Origin of the sequence: Rhizobium sp. NZLR10 (assembly GCF_019685125.1) — a bacterium.
GTDB lineage: Bacteria > Pseudomonadota > Alphaproteobacteria > Rhizobiales > Rhizobiaceae > Rhizobium.
Map to the genome: position 1 here is coordinate 169,627 of NZ_JABDWE010000011.1, position 18,943 is coordinate 188,569.

At 61.3% G+C, this 18,943-nt stretch carries 15 protein-coding genes; 9 read left to right on the forward strand and 6 right to left on the reverse strand.

Annotated elements, in window-relative coordinates:
• Positions 1 to 105: 105 nt before the first annotated feature.
• The 7 genes from HJB82_RS18190 (at position 106) to HJB82_RS18220 (ending at position 10,127) form a co-directional block, all read left to right on the forward strand.
• Complete coding sequence (locus HJB82_RS18190) at positions 106 to 2,214, forward strand: family 10 glycosylhydrolase (RefSeq protein WP_207581576.1); 2,109 nt, start codon at positions 106 to 108, stop codon at positions 2,212 to 2,214.
• 101 nt (positions 2,215 to 2,315) lie between these two features.
• On the forward strand, positions 2,316 to 3,302 hold the full coding sequence (locus HJB82_RS18195) for an ABC transporter permease (protein WP_170278817.1): 987 nt from the start codon (positions 2,316 to 2,318) through the stop codon (positions 3,300 to 3,302).
• A gap of 10 nt (positions 3,303 to 3,312) precedes the next feature.
• Positions 3,313 to 4,503 carry an ABC transporter permease gene (locus HJB82_RS18200; RefSeq protein WP_221116538.1) on the forward strand — a complete coding sequence of 397 codons (1,191 nt, stop codon included), beginning with the start codon at positions 3,313 to 3,315 and terminating at the stop codon, positions 4,501 to 4,503.
• Between the two features lie 10 nt (positions 4,504 to 4,513).
• Positions 4,514 to 6,238 carry an ABC transporter ATP-binding protein gene (locus HJB82_RS18205; protein WP_207581578.1) on the forward strand — a complete coding sequence of 575 codons (1,725 nt, stop codon included), beginning with the start codon at positions 4,514 to 4,516 and terminating at the stop codon, positions 6,236 to 6,238.
• Between the two features lie 10 nt (positions 6,239 to 6,248).
• Positions 6,249 to 7,043, forward strand: coding sequence for a 2-oxo-tetronate isomerase (gene otnI / locus HJB82_RS18210; RefSeq protein ID WP_207581579.1), 795 nt, complete (start codon positions 6,249 to 6,251; stop codon positions 7,041 to 7,043).
• Positions 7,040 to 7,915 carry a 2-hydroxy-3-oxopropionate reductase gene (locus tag HJB82_RS18215; RefSeq protein WP_207581580.1) on the forward strand — a complete coding sequence of 292 codons (876 nt, stop codon included), beginning with the start codon at positions 7,040 to 7,042 and terminating at the stop codon, positions 7,913 to 7,915. Before otnI ends, HJB82_RS18215 begins: the two co-directional genes overlap by 4 nt.
• A 109-nt stretch (positions 7,916 to 8,024) precedes the next feature.
• On the forward strand, positions 8,025 to 10,127 hold the full coding sequence (locus HJB82_RS18220; RefSeq protein WP_221140885.1) for a beta-galactosidase: 2,103 nt from the start codon (positions 8,025 to 8,027) through the stop codon (positions 10,125 to 10,127).
• A 3-nt stretch (positions 10,128 to 10,130) separates the two neighbouring features.
• On the opposite strand, the gene HJB82_RS18225 is transcribed toward HJB82_RS18220, so the two are convergent.
• The gene (locus tag HJB82_RS18225) at positions 10,131 to 10,673 is read right to left on the reverse strand and encodes a hypothetical protein (protein ID WP_207581582.1); all 543 of its coding nucleotides are present in this window, start codon (positions 10,671 to 10,673) and stop codon (positions 10,131 to 10,133) included.
• 174 nt (positions 10,674 to 10,847) lie between these two features.
• Between HJB82_RS18225 and HJB82_RS18230 the strand changes: the two genes are divergently transcribed.
• The gene (locus HJB82_RS18230) at positions 10,848 to 11,321 is read left to right on the forward strand and encodes a cupin domain-containing protein (RefSeq protein WP_207581583.1); all 474 of its coding nucleotides are present in this window, start codon (positions 10,848 to 10,850) and stop codon (positions 11,319 to 11,321) included.
• A 48-nt stretch (positions 11,322 to 11,369) separates the two neighbouring features.
• Here the strand turns inward: HJB82_RS18230 and HJB82_RS18235 are convergent, their stop codons facing one another.
• From HJB82_RS18235 to HJB82_RS18255, 5 genes are all read right to left on the reverse strand, one after another.
• Complete coding sequence (locus HJB82_RS18235) at positions 11,370 to 12,479, reverse strand: sn-glycerol-3-phosphate import ATP-binding protein UgpC (RefSeq protein ID WP_207581584.1); 1,110 nt, start codon at positions 12,477 to 12,479, stop codon at positions 11,370 to 11,372.
• Between the two features lie 12 nt (positions 12,480 to 12,491).
• A complete protein-coding gene (locus HJB82_RS18240) occupies positions 12,492 to 13,406 on the reverse strand; it encodes an ABC transporter permease subunit (protein ID WP_164016154.1) in 915 nt (304 codons plus the stop codon).
• An 11-nt stretch (positions 13,407 to 13,417) separates the two neighbouring features.
• Positions 13,418 to 14,302, reverse strand: coding sequence for a carbohydrate ABC transporter permease (locus HJB82_RS18245; protein ID WP_207581585.1), 885 nt, complete (start codon positions 14,300 to 14,302; stop codon positions 13,418 to 13,420).
• A 227-nt stretch (positions 14,303 to 14,529) separates the two neighbouring features.
• Complete coding sequence (locus tag HJB82_RS18250; RefSeq protein ID WP_221116534.1) at positions 14,530 to 15,885, reverse strand: extracellular solute-binding protein; 1,356 nt, start codon at positions 15,883 to 15,885, stop codon at positions 14,530 to 14,532.
• A gap of 362 nt (positions 15,886 to 16,247) precedes the next feature.
• Positions 16,248 to 17,453 (reverse strand): ROK family transcriptional regulator, encoded by a 1,206-nt coding sequence (locus HJB82_RS18255; RefSeq protein ID WP_221116533.1) that lies wholly within the window; start codon positions 17,451 to 17,453, stop codon positions 16,248 to 16,250.
• Positions 17,454 to 17,646: 193 nt separating this feature from the next.
• Here HJB82_RS18255 and HJB82_RS18260 point away from each other — a divergent pair, with 193 nt between their 5' ends.
• Positions 17,647 to 18,885 (forward strand): extracellular solute-binding protein, encoded by a 1,239-nt coding sequence (locus tag HJB82_RS18260; protein ID WP_207581588.1) that lies wholly within the window; start codon positions 17,647 to 17,649, stop codon positions 18,883 to 18,885.
• Positions 18,886 to 18,943 lie beyond the last annotated feature (58 nt).

Sequence of the window (18,943 nt, forward strand, 5' to 3'; positions counted from 1 at the left end):
GGAAAGGATTATACGCAAATTCAAAGTGTTAGAGCGTCACTAACGCGTCCTTTTCGACGCGCGCCGCTCTAAGCCCCTTCTTTTGCCAATGATTGGATGAAGACGATGCTCGACGCCAGGAAACAGAACACCGATACGTTGAGGACGCCGGAGTGGTTCAAGACCGCGACCCGCTGGACCCAGCTGACCTTCGTGGAGGATGACCCGGAAAAATATGACCCGGCCTTCTGGATCGATGTCTTCAAGCGCACCAAATCGAATGCGGTCTGTCTCAGCGCCGGCGGCTATATCGCCTATTATCCGAGCGATGTGCCCTACCACTATGTGAGCAAATATCTCGGCGACAAGGATATCTTCGGCGCGCTCGTCGACGCCGCCCGCAAGCTCGACATGCATGTCATGGCCCGCGTCGACCCGCATGCGATCCACGACGACGCAGCCAAGGCCCATCCGGAATGGGTGATGATCAATGCCGACGGCACGCCGCGCCGCCACTGGGCCTATCCCGATGTCTGGGTGACCAATGCCTATGGCGATTATAACACCGTTTTCATGCCGGAAGTGGTCAAGGAGATCGTCCGCAAATACGATATCGACGCGATCTTCGCCAATCGCTGGCAGGGCCACGGCGTCGATTACAGCGAAGACAGCGCTCGCCGCTTCAAGGACATGTCTGGCCATCACCTGCCGAAGAAGCCCGATGCCGAGGATCCGGCCTGGCAGGCCTGGGTGCAGTGGCGCCGCCGTGTGCTGACGGACATGATCGCCCAGTGGGACGATGCCGTGAAGGCGATCCGCCCGCATGCGAGCTTCATCCCGAACATGGGCGGCGCTTCGCTGATGGAGTTCGACCTCTCGGTCATCGCCAGGCATTGCCCCTTCCTCGTCGTCGACCATCAGGGCCGCAAGGGCCTTGAACTCGGCTGGTCGGCCGGGCGCAACGGCAAGCGCATCCGCGCCACCTTCCCCGACCGCCCGGTCGTGCTGATCACCTCGATCGGCCCGGAGGAGGAATATCGCTGGAAGGACGCCGTCACCTCGGGTGAGGAGATGCAGCTCTGGATCAATGACGGCACGGCCCACGGCCTCTACGCCTGGTTCACCAAGTTCAACGGCGTCGTGCCCGACAAGCGCTGGGTCGAGCCTGTGGCCGACGCCTTCGGTCTGCAGGCAGCCGTCGAGCCGGTACTGGAAAGCATGAAGCCGACCGCAGAAATCGCCGTCGTCGATCCCTCGACGACGCTGCGTCACTGGGCGCCGGAAGAGCGGCACTTTGCCGAGAAGCACGATCTCGGTCTCTATCACGCCCTCGTCGAAGCCCGTCTGCCCTTCGAACTGCTTTCGGATCAGGTGCTGACCGAGGACAACCTCGACCGTTTCAAGCTGATCATTCTCGCCAATGCCTCCTGCCTCTCGGATGTGCAAAACGCGGCGATCCGCGCCTATGTCGATCGCGGCGGCAGCGTCATCGCTTCCTATGAGACATCGCTGCGGGACGAGTTCGGCAAGAAACGTCCGGACTTCGGCCTTGCCGACGTGCTCGGTGCAAAATTCATCGCCGGCCCGCGCGGCATCGTCAAGAATACCTATATCGCCCTTTCCGGCGATCATCCGATCAACCAGGGTTATGAAGACGCCGAGCGCATCATGGGCGGCACCCGCCTCATCCACGCCGAGCCGTATGCCGATGCGAAGACACCCTTCCTCTACGTTCCCGATTTCCCGGATCTGCCGATGGAAGAGGTCTATCCGCGTGAGGACCCGAAAGGAGCGGCCGTCATCGCCCGCGAAACCGGCAAGGGCGGACGCACAGTCTATATCCCCTGGAATATCGGCGAGATCTTCTGGGAAGTCTTTGCTGTCGACCACGCCCGCCTGCTTGCCAATGCCGTCCACTGGGCGCTCGGCAAGACGCCGCGCATCACCGTCAAGGGCAAGGGCGTCGTCGATCTGGCGCTTCGAGAAAACGATCATGGCCTAGCACTTAGCCTCTTCAACCTCACCAACCCGATGATGATGAAAGGTCCGATCCGCGAGAATTACCCTCTGGCTACACAGACCGTTTCGGTGGAGATTCCAGAGGGCCGATCGATGGCGAAGGCGTGGCTTGTCGTTGCCGACCGCGCCGCAAGCTTCACCCTCGGGAATGGCCGCGCACAGGTGGAGGTGCCGAGCATTGATCGGCTGGAGGTGCTGCACCTCACCTGGAAATGAGGTGATACGCGAGGAGCGCTTTTGGCCTGGAGGGGCCGAAAGCGGATGGAGATCCGGGGGAAGCACCTCACGGTGTTCCCGACGGGAGGAGAAACATTCCGATGCTTGGCTATATCTTCAAGCGCGTGCTCTACATGATCCCGACCTTGTTCGGCATGTCGCTGATCTCGTTCCTGATCATCCAGCTGCCGCCGGGTGACTACCTGACCTCGATGATCGCCACCATGAGCGACAGCGGCCAGACCGTCGATCCCGCGCAGATCGAGCGCCTCAAGGAAATTTATGGCTTCGACGACCCCTTCTATGTCCAATACCTGAAATGGATCTGGGGCATCGTCAGCCGCGGCGACTTCGGCTACTCCTTCGAATGGGGCCAGCCGGTCTCCGGCCTGATCTGGGCCCGCATGGGCTCGACGCTGGTGATCTCGCTCTTGAGCTTGCTCTTCGTCTGGATCGTCGCTTTGCCGATCGGCATCTATTCCGCCGTCCGCCGCCACTCCGTCGGCGATCACGTCTTCACGTTCCTCGGCTTCATCGGCCTGGCGGTGCCGAACTTCATCCTCGCGCTGACGCTGATGTACATCGCCTATAAATATCTCGGCCAGAGCGTCGGCGGGCTGATCTCGCCGGAATATGCCGAAGCGCCGTGGAGCCTTGCCAAGGTCGGCGACTTCCTCGCCCATCTCTGGATCCCGATTATCATCATCGGCGCATCGGGAACGGCGGCGATGATCCGCATCCTGCGCGCCAACCTGACGGATGAACTGCACAAGCCTTATGTGGTCACCGCCCGCGCCAAGGGCTTGCCGGAGTACAAGGTCATCCTCAAATATCCTGTCAGAATCGCGCTCAATCCCTTCGTCTCGGCAATTGGCTGGGTATTGCCGCACCTCGTCTCCGGCGTCACCATCACCGCCATCGTGCTGAACCTGCCGACCGCCGGCCCGCTGCTTTTTCGCGCGCTGATCTCACAGGATATGTATCTCGCCGGCAGCTTCATCCTGCTTTTGAGCGCCCTCACCCTCGTCGGCATGCTGCTGTCGGATCTGCTGCTGGCGCTGCTCGATCCGCGCATCCGGTTCAATTGAGGGGAATGCGATGAGCACGCACGAAACCTTCGGAACCCATGCAGGCCCGCTCCATGCCGTCGCCGACGGTCCCTCGATCAGCCCGCTGAAACAGGGCAAGACCGTCTCGACCGCCGCGATTGGCCCCTGGCGGCTGGTCGCGGGCAAGCTGGTCCGCCAAAAGGTGGCGATGGTAGCCGGCGCAATCATTCTCTTCCTCTATCTGGTCGGCCTCTTCGCCGAATTTCTGGCGCCCGCCTTACCGACGACCTCGCGGCCGCAATACACCTATGCCCCACCGCAGGGCTTCAGCTTCTTCGTCGAAAAACCGGACGGCAGCTCGGAATTCAATTTCCACGTGAAGGGCTACAAGGTCGAGATCGACAAGGTGGCGCTGCGCCGCACCTTCGTCGTCGACGACACCAAGGTGGTGCCGATCGGCTTCTTCGTCAAAGGCGCCGCCTATGATCTCTGGGGCTTGATCCCGATGAACAGGCACCTGATCGGCCCTCTCAACCAGAACGACCCGATGTATCTGCTCGGCGCCGACCGTCTCGGCCGCGACGTCTTCTCGCGCCTCGTCTACGGCACCCGAGTCTCTATGTCGATCGGCCTCGTCGGCGTCGCCATGTCGCTGATCCTGGGTGTCGTACTCGGTTCGATCTCGGGCTTCTACGGCGGCTGGGTGGATACCCTGATGCAGCGGCTCATCGAGGTCGTCAGCGCCATGCCGACCATCCCGCTCTGGCTGGGTCTGGCGGCGGCGATCCCGCTGACATGGTCGCCGGTCAACGTCTATTTCGTCATAACGATCATCGTCTCCTTGCTCGGCTGGACCAGCCTCGCCCGCGAGGTGCGCGGCCGGTTTCTTGCGCTACGCAGCGAGGATTTCGTCGTTGCCGCCAGACTCGACGGATCGAGCGAAGCGCGGCTGATCTTCCGCCACATCCTGCCGTCGCTGACGAGCCACATCCTCGCGGTCGTCACCCTTGCCGTGCCGACCATGATCGTCGCCGAGACGTCGCTCTCCTTCCTCGGCATCGGCTTGAAGCCGCCGGTCGTCAGCTGGGGCGTGCTGTTGCAGGACGCGCAGAACATTCGCACGGTCGCCACCGCGCCATGGCTGCTGATCTGGCCGTCGCTCGCGGTCGTCGTCGCCGTGCTGTCCTTCAATTTCTTCGGCGACGGCCTTCGCGATGCCGCCGACCCCTATGAGAGCTGAGGAGGAAATCGTGACCGATCTTTCCGAAGACGTTGTTCTCTCCGTCGAAAACCTCTCGATCGATTTCAGGCTGCGCACCCACATCCTGCACGCGGTCGAAAATGTCAGTTTCGAGCTGAAACGCGGCCAAACGCTCTGCCTCGTCGGCGAAAGCGGCTCCGGCAAGAGCGTCACCGCCCGCTCGCTGCTGCAGATCGTCGACAGCCCCGGCAGCATCGTTTCCGGCCGCATCCTGCTGCGCAACGGCGACGAGGTCACCGGGGGTAACGGGGTCACCGATATCGCCGCCCTGAAGCCGTCGGATCGGGCGATGCGCGCCATCCGCGGCCGCCGCATCGGCCTGATCTTCCAGGAGCCGATGAGCTCGCTGTCGCCGGTCCATACCATCGGTTCGCAGATCATCGAGGCCGTGCGCCTGCACAGCGATCTCGACAAGCGCGCCGCCCGCGAAAGAACCGTCGAACTGCTGCGCCAGGTCGAAATCCCCGATCCCGACAGGATGGCGGACCGCTACACCTTCGAATTTTCCGGCGGCATGCGCCAGCGCGCTATGATCGCCATGGCGCTTGCCGGCAATCCCGATATTCTCATCGCCGACGAACCGACCACGGCGCTCGATGTCACCACCCAGGCCGAAATCCTCGACCTGATCAAGCGCCTGCAGGTCGAACGCGGCATGGCCATGCTGCTCATCACCCACGATATGGGCATCGTCGCCGAAGTGGCCGACGACGTCGCCGTCATGCGCTTCGGCCGCATCGTCGAACGGGGTCCGGTCGACGCGATCTATCACGCCGCCGAGCATCCCTATACCCGCCAGCTGCTCGCCTCAACGGTGAAACTGACCCACCATGTCGAAGACAAGCTGCCATCCGTGGCGCCGTCGCCGCAGGCGCCGAAGCCGATCCTTTCCGTCCGCAACCTCGGCAAGATTTACGGCTGGCAGGGCCAGGCCAACACGCTACGCGCGGTCGACGACGCCAGTTTCGATCTTTATCCGGGCGAAAACCTCGGCATCGTCGGCGAAAGCGGCTCCGGCAAAACGACGTTGGGCCGGCTCATCCTGCGCACCATCGAGCCAACATCGGGCAGCATCAGCTATCGCAACCGGGAGGGCCGTGAGATCGACGTCACCAAGCTGACGAAACGCGAGCTGCGCACCTTCCACCGCGAAGTCCGCCTCGTCTTCCAGGATCCGTTCGCCTCGCTCAATCCGCGCATGACCGTCAAGGAGGTGATCGGCGATCCCCTCATCGTCAACGGCCTCGCCAAGGGCAAGGCGCTGGAGGACCGCGTCGCCGAGCTGATGCGGCTCGTCGGCCTCGATCCGATGGGCATGGAGCGTTACCCCCATGCCTTCTCCGGCGGCCAGCGCCAGCGTATCGGCATCGGCCGCGCGCTTGCGCTCGATCCGCGCATCATCATCGCCGACGAGGCGACCTCTGCGCTCGACGTCTCGATCCGCAGCCAGATTCTCGATCTGCTGCTCGATATCCGCCAGCGGCTGAACCTTAGCTTCATCTTCATCTCGCACGACATTTCAGTCGTGCGTTATTTCTGCGATCGGGTCGCCGTCATGCATCGCGGCAAAATCGTCGAACTCGGCGAGGCCGAGCAGATCTGCACCGCTCCCAAGGAGGCCTATACCAAGAGCCTCATATCAGCCGTTCCCAATCCTGACCCCCGCGACAAGCGCATGCTGCATCGGCATCGTTTCGTCGCGCCCGCCATCTAAGGACTGTCCAGTGCCGAAATTCTCCGCCAACCTTTCCTTCCTCTATCAGGACCTACCGTTCCTCGATCGTTTCGCCGCTGCCGCACGGGACGGTTTCGGCGCGCTCGAATATCTCGGCCCCTATGCCGAGCCGAAGGAGAAGGTCGCCGAGACGCTGAAGGCAAGTGGCCTGAAACAGGCGCTCTTCAACGTGCCATCAGGAGACTGGGCCGGCGGTGAGCGCGGCATTGCCTGCCTGCCGGATCGCGTGCAGGAATTCCGCGATGGTGTGACCCAGGCGCTCGATTATGCCAAGGCGCTCAATTGCCGGCAGGTCAACGTCATCTCCGGCCTGGTGCCGAAGGGTGCGGACCTCGAAACGCTGGAAACGGTGCTGGTCGACAATCTGAAATATGCAGCAAAGCGCGCCGCCGATGCCGGCGTCAGGCTGCTGATCGAGCCGATCAACCTGCGCGATATTCCGGGTTTCTTCCTGTCGAGCACCGCCCATGTCGAACGCATCCTCGACAGGGTCGGCTCCGACAATCTCTATATCCAGTATGATTTCTATCACATGCAGATCATGCAGGGCGATCTGATGCCGACCTTCACAAGGCTGCAGGAGAAGATCGCCCATGTGCAGATCGCCGACAATCCCGGCCGCAACGAACCCGGCACCGGCGAGATCAATTACCGCTTCATCCTCTCTGAACTCGACCGCCTTGGCTACGACGGCTGGGTCGGCTGTGAATACAAGCCGAAATCAGGCACCAGCGAGGGCCTCGGCTGGATGAAACCCTACCGGAAGCAAGCGAGAACAGCATGAATATAGGATTCATCGGACTGGGCGTCATGGGTCGCCCGATGGCGGAACACCTCATCGATTCCGGCCACACGCTGCATCTCCACCGTGTCAAGGAGGTCTCGCAGCATCTCGTCGACAAGGGCGGCAAGGCGGCGTTAGGCGCCAAGGCTGTGGCCGAAGCCTCGGACATCATCGTGCTGATGCTGCCGGATACGCCTGACGTCGAGACGGTTCTCTTCAGCGAGAACGGCGTCGCCTCGGGCTTGTCCGAGGGCAAGCTTGTCATCGATATGAGCTCGATCTCGCCGGTGGCGACGAAGAGCTTCGCCAAGCGCGTCGAGGCCCTCGGCTGCGATTATCTCGATGCTCCGGTTTCCGGCGGCGAAGTTGGCGCCAAGGCCGCCTCGCTGACGATCATGGTCGGTGGCAAGGAGCAGGCTTTCGAGCGCGCCAGACCGCTCTTCGAAAAGATGGGCAAGAACATCACCCATGTCGGCGGCAGTGGCGACGGCCAGACCGCCAAGGTCGCCAACCAGATCATCGTCGGGCTGACGATCGAAGCGGTTGCCGAAGCGCTGCTGTTTGCCAGGAAGGCCGGCGCCGACCCGGCCAAGGTGCGCGCCGCACTGATGGGCGGCTTTGCCGCCTCGCGCATCCTCGAGGTGCATGGAGAGCGCATGGTCAAGGAGACCTTCGAGCCCGGCTTCCGCATCCGCCTGCATCGCAAGGACATGACACTTGCCGTCGATGCAGCCCGCGCGCTCGATCTGTCGCTGCCGAACACCGCCGCGACGCAGCAACTGATGAATGCCGCCATCGCCATTGGCGACGGCGAACGCGACCATTCCGCCCTCATCCGCACGCTCGAACTCCTCGCCGGAGGGCCGCGCTAGAAGAAACGCTTTTTAAAATAGCCGGACGACATCCTCGATTGCCTATTGCCGGAGCCTCTTCTCCGGACGGCGAAGCCATGTCCGGACATCGATAGAAAAGGACAAGACAATGCTCAATAAAGATATCCAACTGCCCTACGGCGCCGTCTATTTTCGCAAATCAAATCCGCCCCGCGACGATTGGGAGCGCGACTACGCGACCGCTGGGCAAGACGGCCTCAACATCTTCCGCCACTGGTTCATGTGGGGCGCGATCGAGACAGCACCCGGCGTTTACGACTGGGAAGAATATGACCGCCAGTTGGACCTTGCCGCCGCAAACGGCATCAAGACAGTCATCGCCGAACTGATCCATGCCGTGCCCGACTGGGCCGTTCGCAAATACGCCCATGCGCTGCAGGTCAATGCCGACGGCAACAAGCTCGGTTCCTATATGGGCGTCTCGGCGGCGACCGGCGGCTTCTCCAATAATGGCGGCGGTGCCGGCGCCCTGACGCTGAACTGCCCGGAGGTCAAGGAAGCTGCCGGCAAGTTCCTGACCGCGCTCGCCACCCGCTACAAGGATCACCCGGCAATCTATGGCTACGACGTCTGGAACGAGTGCAACTATTCCGCCGATGTCGATTACAGCAGCTACGCCAAATCAGCCTTCCGCAAGTGGCTGGAGAAGAAATACGGGAGCCTGAAGGCCCTGGCGACAGCCTGGCACCGCTACAGCTACGCCGAATGGGAGGATATCGAGCCGCCGGTCCACATGGCGCCCTATCCCGAATGCATCGACTGGCTGCAGTTCAAGCGCGACAACTTCTACGACCAGATGCAGTGGCGCATCGACACACTCCGCGCCGTCGATCTGAAGAACACCATCGTTGCCCACGGCATATCGGGCGCAATTCCCAACATGGCGGCCAACGGCTGCGACGACTGGCTCGCCGCTTCCAAGGTCGAAGTCTACGGCTTCACCTGGATCCAAGCGCGCAAGGGCTCGGAAGCCTGGAAGAACTGGTACGGCGTCGATATCAACCGCGCCGCCGCCCGCGGCAAGCCTTTCTGGCATGCCGAGCGCCAGGGCGGCCCCCTTTGGCTGCAGCCGCAGGTGATCGGCCGCGACAAGGAGGATGGCCGTGTCGCCGAGCCCGAGGATATCCGCCTCTGGAGCATGACCTCGCTTGCCGGCGGCGCCCGCGGCGTCCTAAACCTTCGCTGGCGCCCACTGCTTGACGGCCCCCTTTTCGGCGCCTTCGGCTCCTACGGCATGGACGGCTCGCGCACGCCGCGCTCCGACATGGCGAGCGCCATGGCAAAGTGGGCAAACGACACGGCGCAAGGTCCCCTCTGGGAGGCAAAGCCGGTGCGCGGCGAGGTCGGCATCCTGGTTATCCGCGAAACACAGGAGTTCGATTACCTCCTGAACCACGATCGTAAGGAAAAGCCCTATCCCGAAGCAATGTGGGGCGCCTATCGCGCCTTCCTCGAACAGGGCGCGCAGCCGGACTGGGTGCATATCGACGATATCGACCCCTATGATTTCCTCTATTTCCCCTACCCGATCATGTTCACATCAGAACAGGCAAAACGCCTGAAAGCCTGGGTCGAAAACGGCGGCACGCTGATTGCCGAAGCATGCCCCGGCTATTTCGGCGATCGTGGCCATGTCGGCACCGTGCAGCCGAACATGGGCCTCGACGAGGTCTTCGGTGCGCGCGAGGAAGAAGTCGAATTCATGCCCGATATCGGCGACCGCATCCATTTCGATCTCGACGGCGCAGCTGTCGACGGCGGCGGTTTCCTGCAGTCCTACCGGCTGGCGGGCGGCGCGGCACGTGGGCATTTCACCGACGGCCGTCTTGCCGTCGTCGAAAATACCTTTGGCAACGGCCGCACGCTGCTAATTGGCACCAATCCCTCCGTCGCCTATTACCGCACGCAGGGAAAGGCGAACGGGGCTTTCTTCGCCGAACTAATAACATGGAGCGGCAAGAAGCGGCATGCGACGCTTTCGAATGGCGCGCTCTTCCCGCGCATTCACGTCGGGGAGAAAGGCAGCTTTCTCTGGCTCGTCAACCCGACGAGAACTGCACAGAAAACAGAGGTGACGCTTGCCCGCGGAATGTTGGCGCGAGGCCAACCCGTCTGGCCGATCGACCATATGGACAATGGCGGCATCGAGGTGCCGGCGCGCGATGTGCTGATCCTGCCGCTCGATCGTTGAGTTTCAGGATGCCGGTGAATCGGCGCTTTCGGCAAAGGCTTCAAGCTCGGGGTCGAAATCGACCTCGACGACATTGTTGAAGACGGCGGTAGCCAGCATGATGCCGGCGAAAGCGACGAGATCGACCAGCACCCGCGTCTCGTAGCGCTCTTTCAGCTTCGCCCAGAGTTCGGCGGGAACGGCATTGGAATCGGCGACGGTCGCCTTGCCGAAGGCCTCGAGCAGCGCTTCCTCCTCGGAAAGTTCGAGCGCGTCGGGATTGAAACCTTTGTTGATCAAAGCCCGGCGAAAGAAGGTGACGGCGATCTTCGATTTCGCCGCCTTCGAGATTGCATGCGAGAAGATCCAGATCGCCCGGTCGCCGATAGCAGGATCGAGTTCTGCCCGCAGCGTGAACCATTCGGCATAGATGCGATGGGCGGCCGGCGAATGCAGCAGCGTGCGCTTCATGTTGGTCATGCGTCCGCGCAGCCTGACTTCCTCGTCATGCGCCGCACGAACCTCTTGCGAAGCAGTGTCGTAGTCGATCTGTGGGAGGTGGCTCATCGGGTCCGCTCTTTCGTTTTGCGCAGACGTTATCGATGCACCGGCATAGTGTGCAACCCAACTTCGTTCAGCTTTTCGTTTCGATCAGATATTCCGGCCCGCGTGACCGGCAAATCCACTTGGCCCTCGCGCCGCCTCCGCCTAGATTGATCTCATCGAAGGTGGAGGCAAGGCATGAGCGACGATCACGAGCATCATCACGTCGACTGGCGGGAACATGGCGTCAAGGTCATTCCCGGCAATTCGCTCGATCCGAACACCGCGCAGACGCCGGGCATGAACCGCGCCGCCGCGATCAACAATGCGCGTGCCGGGGCCGAGAAAATCTGGGCCGGCACGGTGACGATCCATGCCAACGCCAAGACCGGCGCCCATCATCACGGTGACCTCGAAAGCATCATCTACGTGGTCAAGGGCAAAGCCCGCATGCGCTGGGGCGAGCATCTGGAATATACCGCCGAGGCCGGTCCCGGCGACTTCATCTATGTTCCCCCCTATGTGCCGCACCAGGAGATCAACGCCAGCCGCGACGAGACGCTGGAATGCGTGCTCGTCCGTTCAGGCCAGGAGCCGGTCGTCGTCAATCTCGACATCGAGCCGATCGAGAAACCGGAAGACGTGCCCTGGATCGACCCGATCCATCGCTGATGCATGCCGCCACGCCCGCTGGAAAGAAAGCAACCTCGGCGCGTCCCCTCACGCGTGAACGGCGCCAGCGCTGCTCATCACAGGGTTCTCGATGATCCGGCCGGTATCGGCGGCATAGAGATGGATCGCGTTATAGTCGATCGCGATGCCGATCGGATCGCCGGACTTCACCTTCACGGCTTCGGTCAGCGCCACGGCAAAGGGCAGCCCGTCGAAATCGGCGTGAACGACACGGCTCGCGCCGAGTTCTTCGATGAAATCGGCCGTTGCAGTGAGAGCACCGGGCGCATCCGGGGCCACCAGCCGGGCCGCTTCGGCGCGCATGCCGAGCACGACGCGTTTGCCTTTCAGCGGTGCTGCGCGCTCGCGCGGCAGCGCGATCTTGCGGCTCTGGTCGTAGACGAAGACACCCTCGTCATTGATTGTGCCTTCAAGCAGGTTCATCGCCGGCGTGCCGACGAAGCCGGCAACGAAACGCGACACCGGATGATGATAGACTTCTTCCGGGGTGCCGACCTGCTCGACCCTGCCGCCGTTCATCACCACCAGCCGGTCAGCCAGCGTCATGGCCTCGGTCTGGTCATGCGTGACGAAGATCGAAGTGGCGCCAAGGCGGCGATGCAGCCGGCGGATTTCGGCGCGCATGGCGATGCGCAGCTTGGCGTCGAGGTTCGAAAGCGGCTCGTCGAAGAGGAACACTTTCGGTTCGCGGATCATCGCACGGCCCATGGCGACGCGCTGGCGCTGCCCGCCGGAAAGGGCGGCGGGCCGGCGGTCGAGGAAGGGTTCCAGGCTGAGCGCCTTGGCGACTTCGGCGATGCGGCGCTCACGCTCCACCTTGGAGACGCCGGCCACTTTAAGGGCATAACCGATATTCTCGGCGACGCTCATATGCGGATAGAGCGCATAGTTCTGAAACACCATGGCGCAGCCGCGCTCGCGCGGCTCAAGCCGGTTGACGACGCGCCCATCGATTGCGATTTCGCCGCCGCTGATTTCCTCCAGGCCGGCGATCATGCGCAACAGTGTGGACTTGCCGCAGCCGGACGGGCCGAGGATGACGATGAACTCACCGGACTGGATTTCGAGATCGACGCCGTGAACGACGGGATTCTTGCCGTAGCTCTTCTTCACATCACGGATTGAGATAGGTGCCACAGGACTATTCCTTCATTTCTCGGTAGAGATAAGGCCGCGCACGAACCAACGCTGCATCAGGATGACGAGCACCAGCGGCGGCGACATGATGATAAGTGTACCTGCCATGGCGACGTTCCAGTCTGGCAGGCCGAATTCGGAGGGAATGAGGGTCTTGAGCTGCGTCACAGCAATGCCGAAATTCGGATCGGTAGTAATCAGCAGCGGCCAGAGATACTGGTTCCATGCCCAGACGAACATGATCGTGAACAGTGCGATCATGTTTGGCCGCGAAAGCGGCACCAGAATGTCCCAGAAAAACCGGACAGGACCCGATCCGTCCATCTTCGAGGCCTCGGCAAGTTCGTCCGGAACCGTCAGGTAAAACTGCCGGTAAAGGAAAGTGCCGGTCGCCGTTGCGACCAACGGCAGAACGAGACCGGGATAGGAATTCAGCAGGCCCCATTCGAGCTTGATCTGGATGCCGGTGATCTGCGCCACGAGCCAGCTTATGCCGAGGACATCAAGGATCGTCTGGAACGGCTGCAGCGCATTGGCCGCGATCGAATAGGTCGGCACGATGCGGACCTCCAGCGGCAGCATCAGCGTGATGAAGATGATCCAGAAAATCACATACCGGCCGCGGAAGCGGAAGTAGACGATCGAGAAGGCTGCCATGGCAGAAAGGATCACTTTGCCGGCGCCGACCGCCGCGGCGAAGATGATACTGTGAAACAGCTTGTTGCCGAGATCGGCACGGACCCAGGCGGTCTGGACGTTTTCCCAGAAATGCGAGCCCGGCGTGAGCGGCAGCGGCACACGATTGACCGTCTCCAGATCGAGGGTCGACGCGATGATGACAATGGCGAAAGGCAGGAGCGCGATGACCATGCCGAGCGCGAGAAGCGTATAGCAGATGAAATTGAATATTGGGGTGCGTTCGATCATGTGCAGGGGCCTTACTTGTAGTGCACGCGCCGCTCGATAAAGCGGAACTGAAAGATGGTAAGAAGAACAACGAGCACCATCAGAATGATCGACTGGGCTGCGGCGCCCGAATAATCGAGGCCCCTAAAGCCGTCGAAATAGATCTTGTAAACCATGAGGTCCGTCGCGCGCGCCGGCCCCCCCTGCGTCATGACGTCGACGATGCCGAAGGAATCCTGGAAGCTCTCGGTGATGTTGATGACGAGCAGGAAGAACAGCGTCGGCGTCAGCAAGGGCAGCTGAATATCCCAGATACGGCGCATCGGCCCCGAACCGTCCATTGCGGCGGCCTCGATCAGCGAACGCGGAATGCCTTGCAGCGCCGAGAGGAAGAAGATGAAATTGTAGCCGATATATTTCCAGGAGAATGCAACGATGACGGCGATCATCGCATCCTTGCCGTCGAGCGCCGGATTCCAGAGACCGGGCCAGACGTGATTGATGACCGACAGAAGGCCTGCCTCCGGCGCCAGGATGAAGCGGAAGGCGAGACCGAGAGCGGGCGCGGCAATCGCGTAGGGCCAGATGAAGACCGACCGGTAGATCTTATGGCCGCGCAGTTCACGATCTGTCAAAAGCGCTAGGATGAGCGCCAGACCCATGGCAATGGCCGTCGAACTGAAGCCGAAGATCATGCTGCGGGAAATCGAGTCCCAATAGACCGGGTCGGTAAGCAGCTGTTTGAAATTGTCGAAACCGACCCAGGCATTGCCGCCGCCCCATGGCTGCTCGAGCGTGAACGCCCAATAGAGCGCCTGGGCGCTAGGCCAATAGAAGAATACGAAGATCAGCAGCAGCATCGGAAATGCAAAGAGCAGTCCGATCGTCGTCGAGGAGAAAGTGACGCGCTTTTCCATGAGTGGTCGTTTTCGCCCTGGTTTGACCCACAGCGCCGCGCCTCTTTCAGACGCGCAAAGGACGCTGCAGCTTTTGAATTGCTGCATAATTTATCCCTAAATCGATTCCGATTTAAGGGATTATGCAGTAGGCGCGGGCGGCGAGTTCGCATCCGCGTCCGATTGAAGAACCTGCAAAACGCACCCAGCGCGCCAAACGCGGGCTGGGTGCGGCTCATATCGGATGATCAGGGAAGCTGAACGTTCTTGTAGGTCTGCTGGAAGCGACGCAGGAGCTGGTTGCCGCGTTCGGCCGCGCCGTCGAGCGAAGCCTGGACGTCAGCGTTGTTGACAAAGATTGCCTGCAGGCTGTTTGCGATTTCGGTGCGAACCTGCAGCAGGCCGCCGAGGCGGATGCCGTGCGCAGCCGTGTCGTCAGCAGGCGATGCGGTCAGGCTCTGAATGGCGAGTTCGCGGCCGGCATAGGGAGCCTTGTCGTAGAAGCCCTGCTTCTTCAGGTATTCGAAACCGGAGTTGCGAACCGGGATATAGCCGGTAACAGTCGACCAGGTGAGAGCTTCTTCCGGCTTTGCGATGAAGTTGAAGAAGGCAGCAGCAGCCTTGTATTCGGCGTCGGAGTGACCCTTCAGAACCCAGAGCGAAGCGCCGCCGACGTAGGAGCTGTGGCGGGTTGCGTTGCCGTAGGTGGGGAGCATGGCAACGCCCCAGTTCATGCCCTGCTTGGCGGTGCGGCCAACATTGCCATGGTCGCCGACCGAGGTCAGGATGACCTGGCAATCGCCGGCGGCGAAAGCCTCGACGAAAGTCTGGCCGACGGCCTTGTTCTTGATGAAGGCAAGCTTGTTGTCGTACCAGGACTTGAGGTCCTTGACATAGCTGACGAGCAGCGGGTTCTTGTTGAACGCCAGCTCGGCGTCGAGGCCTTCAAAGCCGTTCTTCTTCGTCGCGATCGCTTCGCCGTTGACGGCTTCGAACTGCTCGATGTACTGCCAGACTTCGTTGTTGGAGATGTCGAAGGCGAGCGGGCAAGCATAGCCGGCGTTCTTCAGAGCCTTGAAGTCTTCGCCGGCTTCCTGCCAGGTGGCGGGAGCATGGTCTTTGCCGATCTTGGCGAAGGCATCCTTGTTCCAATAGAGCAGAGCGGTCGAGGAATTGAAGGGGAACGAATACATCTCGCCCTTCGACGTCGCATAATAGTTTGCGATGCCGGAGAAGTAATCTTTCCAGTCGACATTGTAGCCCATGTCGGTCATCAGCTTGTTGGCCGGGTAGTAGGCGCCGGAAAGCATGATGTCGAGCGTGCCGGCGTCGGAGACCTGGGCGATGGTCGGCTGCTTGCCGGCGCGGAAGGCGGCGATGGTGTTCTGCAGGGAAGCGTCGTAGCTGCCCTGGCTGGTGCAGACGACTTCATAATCGGCCTGCGACTGGTTGAACCGATCGCACTGTTCCTGGACCCGCTTTGCGATGTCACCGGAATTGCCGAACCAGAAGTCAATCTTGGTCTTATCGGCGGCGGCAGCGGGACCAGCAAGAAACGCTGTAGCGAGAAGGGCGCCTACGGCGCCGAGAAGCTTGGCTTGCATGAGAACCTCGAACGTAAAAGAGACGCGCACTTTCAGCGCACGCCCTATTAGCTGGTTCAAATTGCTGCGGCTAATGAATATTACATGACATGAAACGATCGAAATCGTGCCGTCACAAAACCTTCATTCGGATGTTATTTGCCGCAGCCGAGGCTATATTTAGAGAAGCCTCGCCAGCCTCCCCAGCGCACTGCCGAACAGTTATATTCATATTCGAATAATTATAATTATCAAGGGTTTTCAATATTTGCCTATATTGCGACAGAGCATCCTTATTCGGGGATACCGTCACATGAAACTGGCAGAAACGGCTATCTTTCTGCCACTGCACTCGTGTGCAACGTCTGGTTTTAGCCTTGAAATCAAAGGGAATCCTTCAAAATTGCAGCAAAACGCGGATCGAACGCGTGGCTGATCGGCCCGGCGGCAGCACCGAGTGCGACCGACCAGGGATCGGCCATACCGGGCTGCAGGCGCGGCAGTATGCGACCGCGACGTTCGGCGATCGAGGGCAGCAACCGGCCGATTGCCGCAATCAACTTGTTCACCAGCGCTTCCGGCGCGCTGCCGCAAAGGATAACGGTTTGCGGATCGAACAGGGTCTCGATGAGATGGATGCTCCAGCGCAGGTCGACCGCCGCCGCCTCGACCCAGGCGTCGATGCTTTGATCGCCGCTCAAGGTAAGGTCGTTGATGCGTGCGTGGAGGTCGGGATCGGCGGGATCGGCCGAGAGATGCTGATAGAGCGAGGCGAGGGAGGCACGATGTTCGAGCGGCGTCGATTTGCCGTCGGCAAACAGCAGCGCCATGCCGATCTCGCCGGCATTGCCGTTCGCGCCGCGGTAGAGCTCGCCATTCAGGATGAGCCCGGCACCGATGCCATAGCCGACGAAGAGGCAGATGGCATGGTCGAGCCCATGGGCCGCCCCCACCATGCGCTCGGCGGTCGCCGCCGCCGCCGCATCGTTCTGCAGGTCGACATCGAGCCCGGTGCCGGCAGTCAGCGTTTCCAACAGCGGAAACTTCTGCCAAGCCTCCATCATCCACGGATCGTCGCCGCTACCGGCGACGCCGAAGGGCCCAGGCATGGCCGCGCCGAGGCCGACAAGCCGCTTTTCCGACTGCCGGACGACGCCGGCAAGCTTCGAACGCACGCTGGCGACAAGATTGAGGATCACCTTCGCCCCCTGCGACGGACCTCCAGGTGGGAGCCCGGCCTCGTCGCGCACGAGAACGCTACCGACAAGATCGACCGCAACCGCACGCGTCACATGCCGGTCGATCTGCAGGCCGATCGCAAAGGCGCCTTCCGGCACGAGCCGATAGGGCGTCGAGGGCTGGCCCCTGCCCTTCCTCACCGCCTCCTGCGAACTGACGAGACCGTCGCGTTCGAGTTCCTCAATGATATTGGACACCGTCTGCTTGGTCAGCCGCGTCGCCCGCGCCAGATCGGCGCGGGAAAGCGCACCGTTGATTCTCAGGGCATCGATCATCACGCGCCGGTTATGGGCACTGGTGCCCCCGTGGTTGGTGCCGCTCTTGGCCCGGATCGGACGGCTGTCATTCATGTGCAATTGCCTCTTGACTCCAATAGAATGTTGAAGAAGTAATAAGTCAAGACACTTGACTTAATAAGGGACCGGAGAGTTCCAGGGAACGCAGGACGCCGACAAGGGCTCCGACGACGCTCCGAGACGACTTCTCGAACACCGATGGCGGAAGCCCTCGGCAATGCGTAAATGTCAAAAACTGGAGGCTGCAATGCTGAAATCCTTTAACAAGACGCTTCTCGGTGCGGCCTTGATCGGCGCATCTCTTGCACCGCACGCTTTCGCCGAGACGACGCTGAACGCGCTTTTCATGGCGCAGGCCGCCTATAGCGAGGCCGACGTGCGGGCCATGACCGATGCCTTCGCCAAGGCGAACCCCGATATCAAGGTCAATCTCGAATTCGTTCCCTATGAAGGCCTGCACGACAAGACGGTGCTGGCGCAGGGTTCCGGCGGCGGCTATGACGTCGTCCTCTTCGATGTTATCTGGCCGGCGGAATACGCCACCAACAAGGTGCTGGTCGACGTCTCCTCGCACATCACCGACGAGATGAAGAAAGGCGTGCTGCCGGGCGCCTGGACCACCGTGCAGTATGACGGCAAATATTTCGGCATGCCGTGGATCCTCGATACCAAATACCTGTTCTACAACAAGGAGATCCTTGAAAAGGCCGGCATCAAGGCTCCACCGAAAACCTGGGACGAGCTGACCGAGCAGGCAAAGACGATCAAGGACAAGGGCCTGCTCGCTACGCCGATCGCCTGGAGCTGGTCGCAGGCCGAAGCGGCAATCTGCGACTATACAACGCTCGTCAGCGCCTATGGCGGCGATTTCCTCAAGGAGGGCAAGCCCGCCTTCCAGACCGGCGGCGGTCTTGATGCGCTGAAATATATGGTCTCCAGCTATTCCTCCGGCCTGACCAATCCGAACTCCAAGGAATTCCTGGAAGAGGACGTCCGCAAGGTCTTCGAAAACGGCGATGCCGCCTTCGCGCTGAACTGGACCTATATGTACAATATGGCCAACGATCCGAAGGACAGCAAGGTCGCGGGCAAGGTCGGCGTTGTCCCGGCACCGGGTGTGGCCGGCAAGAGCGCGGCTTCGGCCGTCAACGGTTCGATGGGCCTCGGCATCACCTCGGCCAGCCAGCATCCGGATGAGGCCTGGAAATACATCACCTTCATGACCTCGCAGGCGACGCAGAATGCCTATGCCAAGCTCAGCCTGCCGATCTGGGCCTCCTCCTATGAGGACCCGGCCGTCACCAAGGGTCAGGAAGAGCTGATCTCCGCTGCCAAGGTCGGCCTCGCCGCCATGTATCCGCGTCCGACGACACCGAAATATCAGGAGCTTTCGACCGCCCTGCAGCAGGCGATACAGGAATCGTTGCTTGGCCAGTCCTCTCCCGAGAACGCGCTGAAATCGGCGGCCGATAATAGCGGTCTCTGATCCAGCTCAGAACCCCGGGCGGCGCCTGCCGTCGCCCGGTTTCCAAAAACTTAAGAAT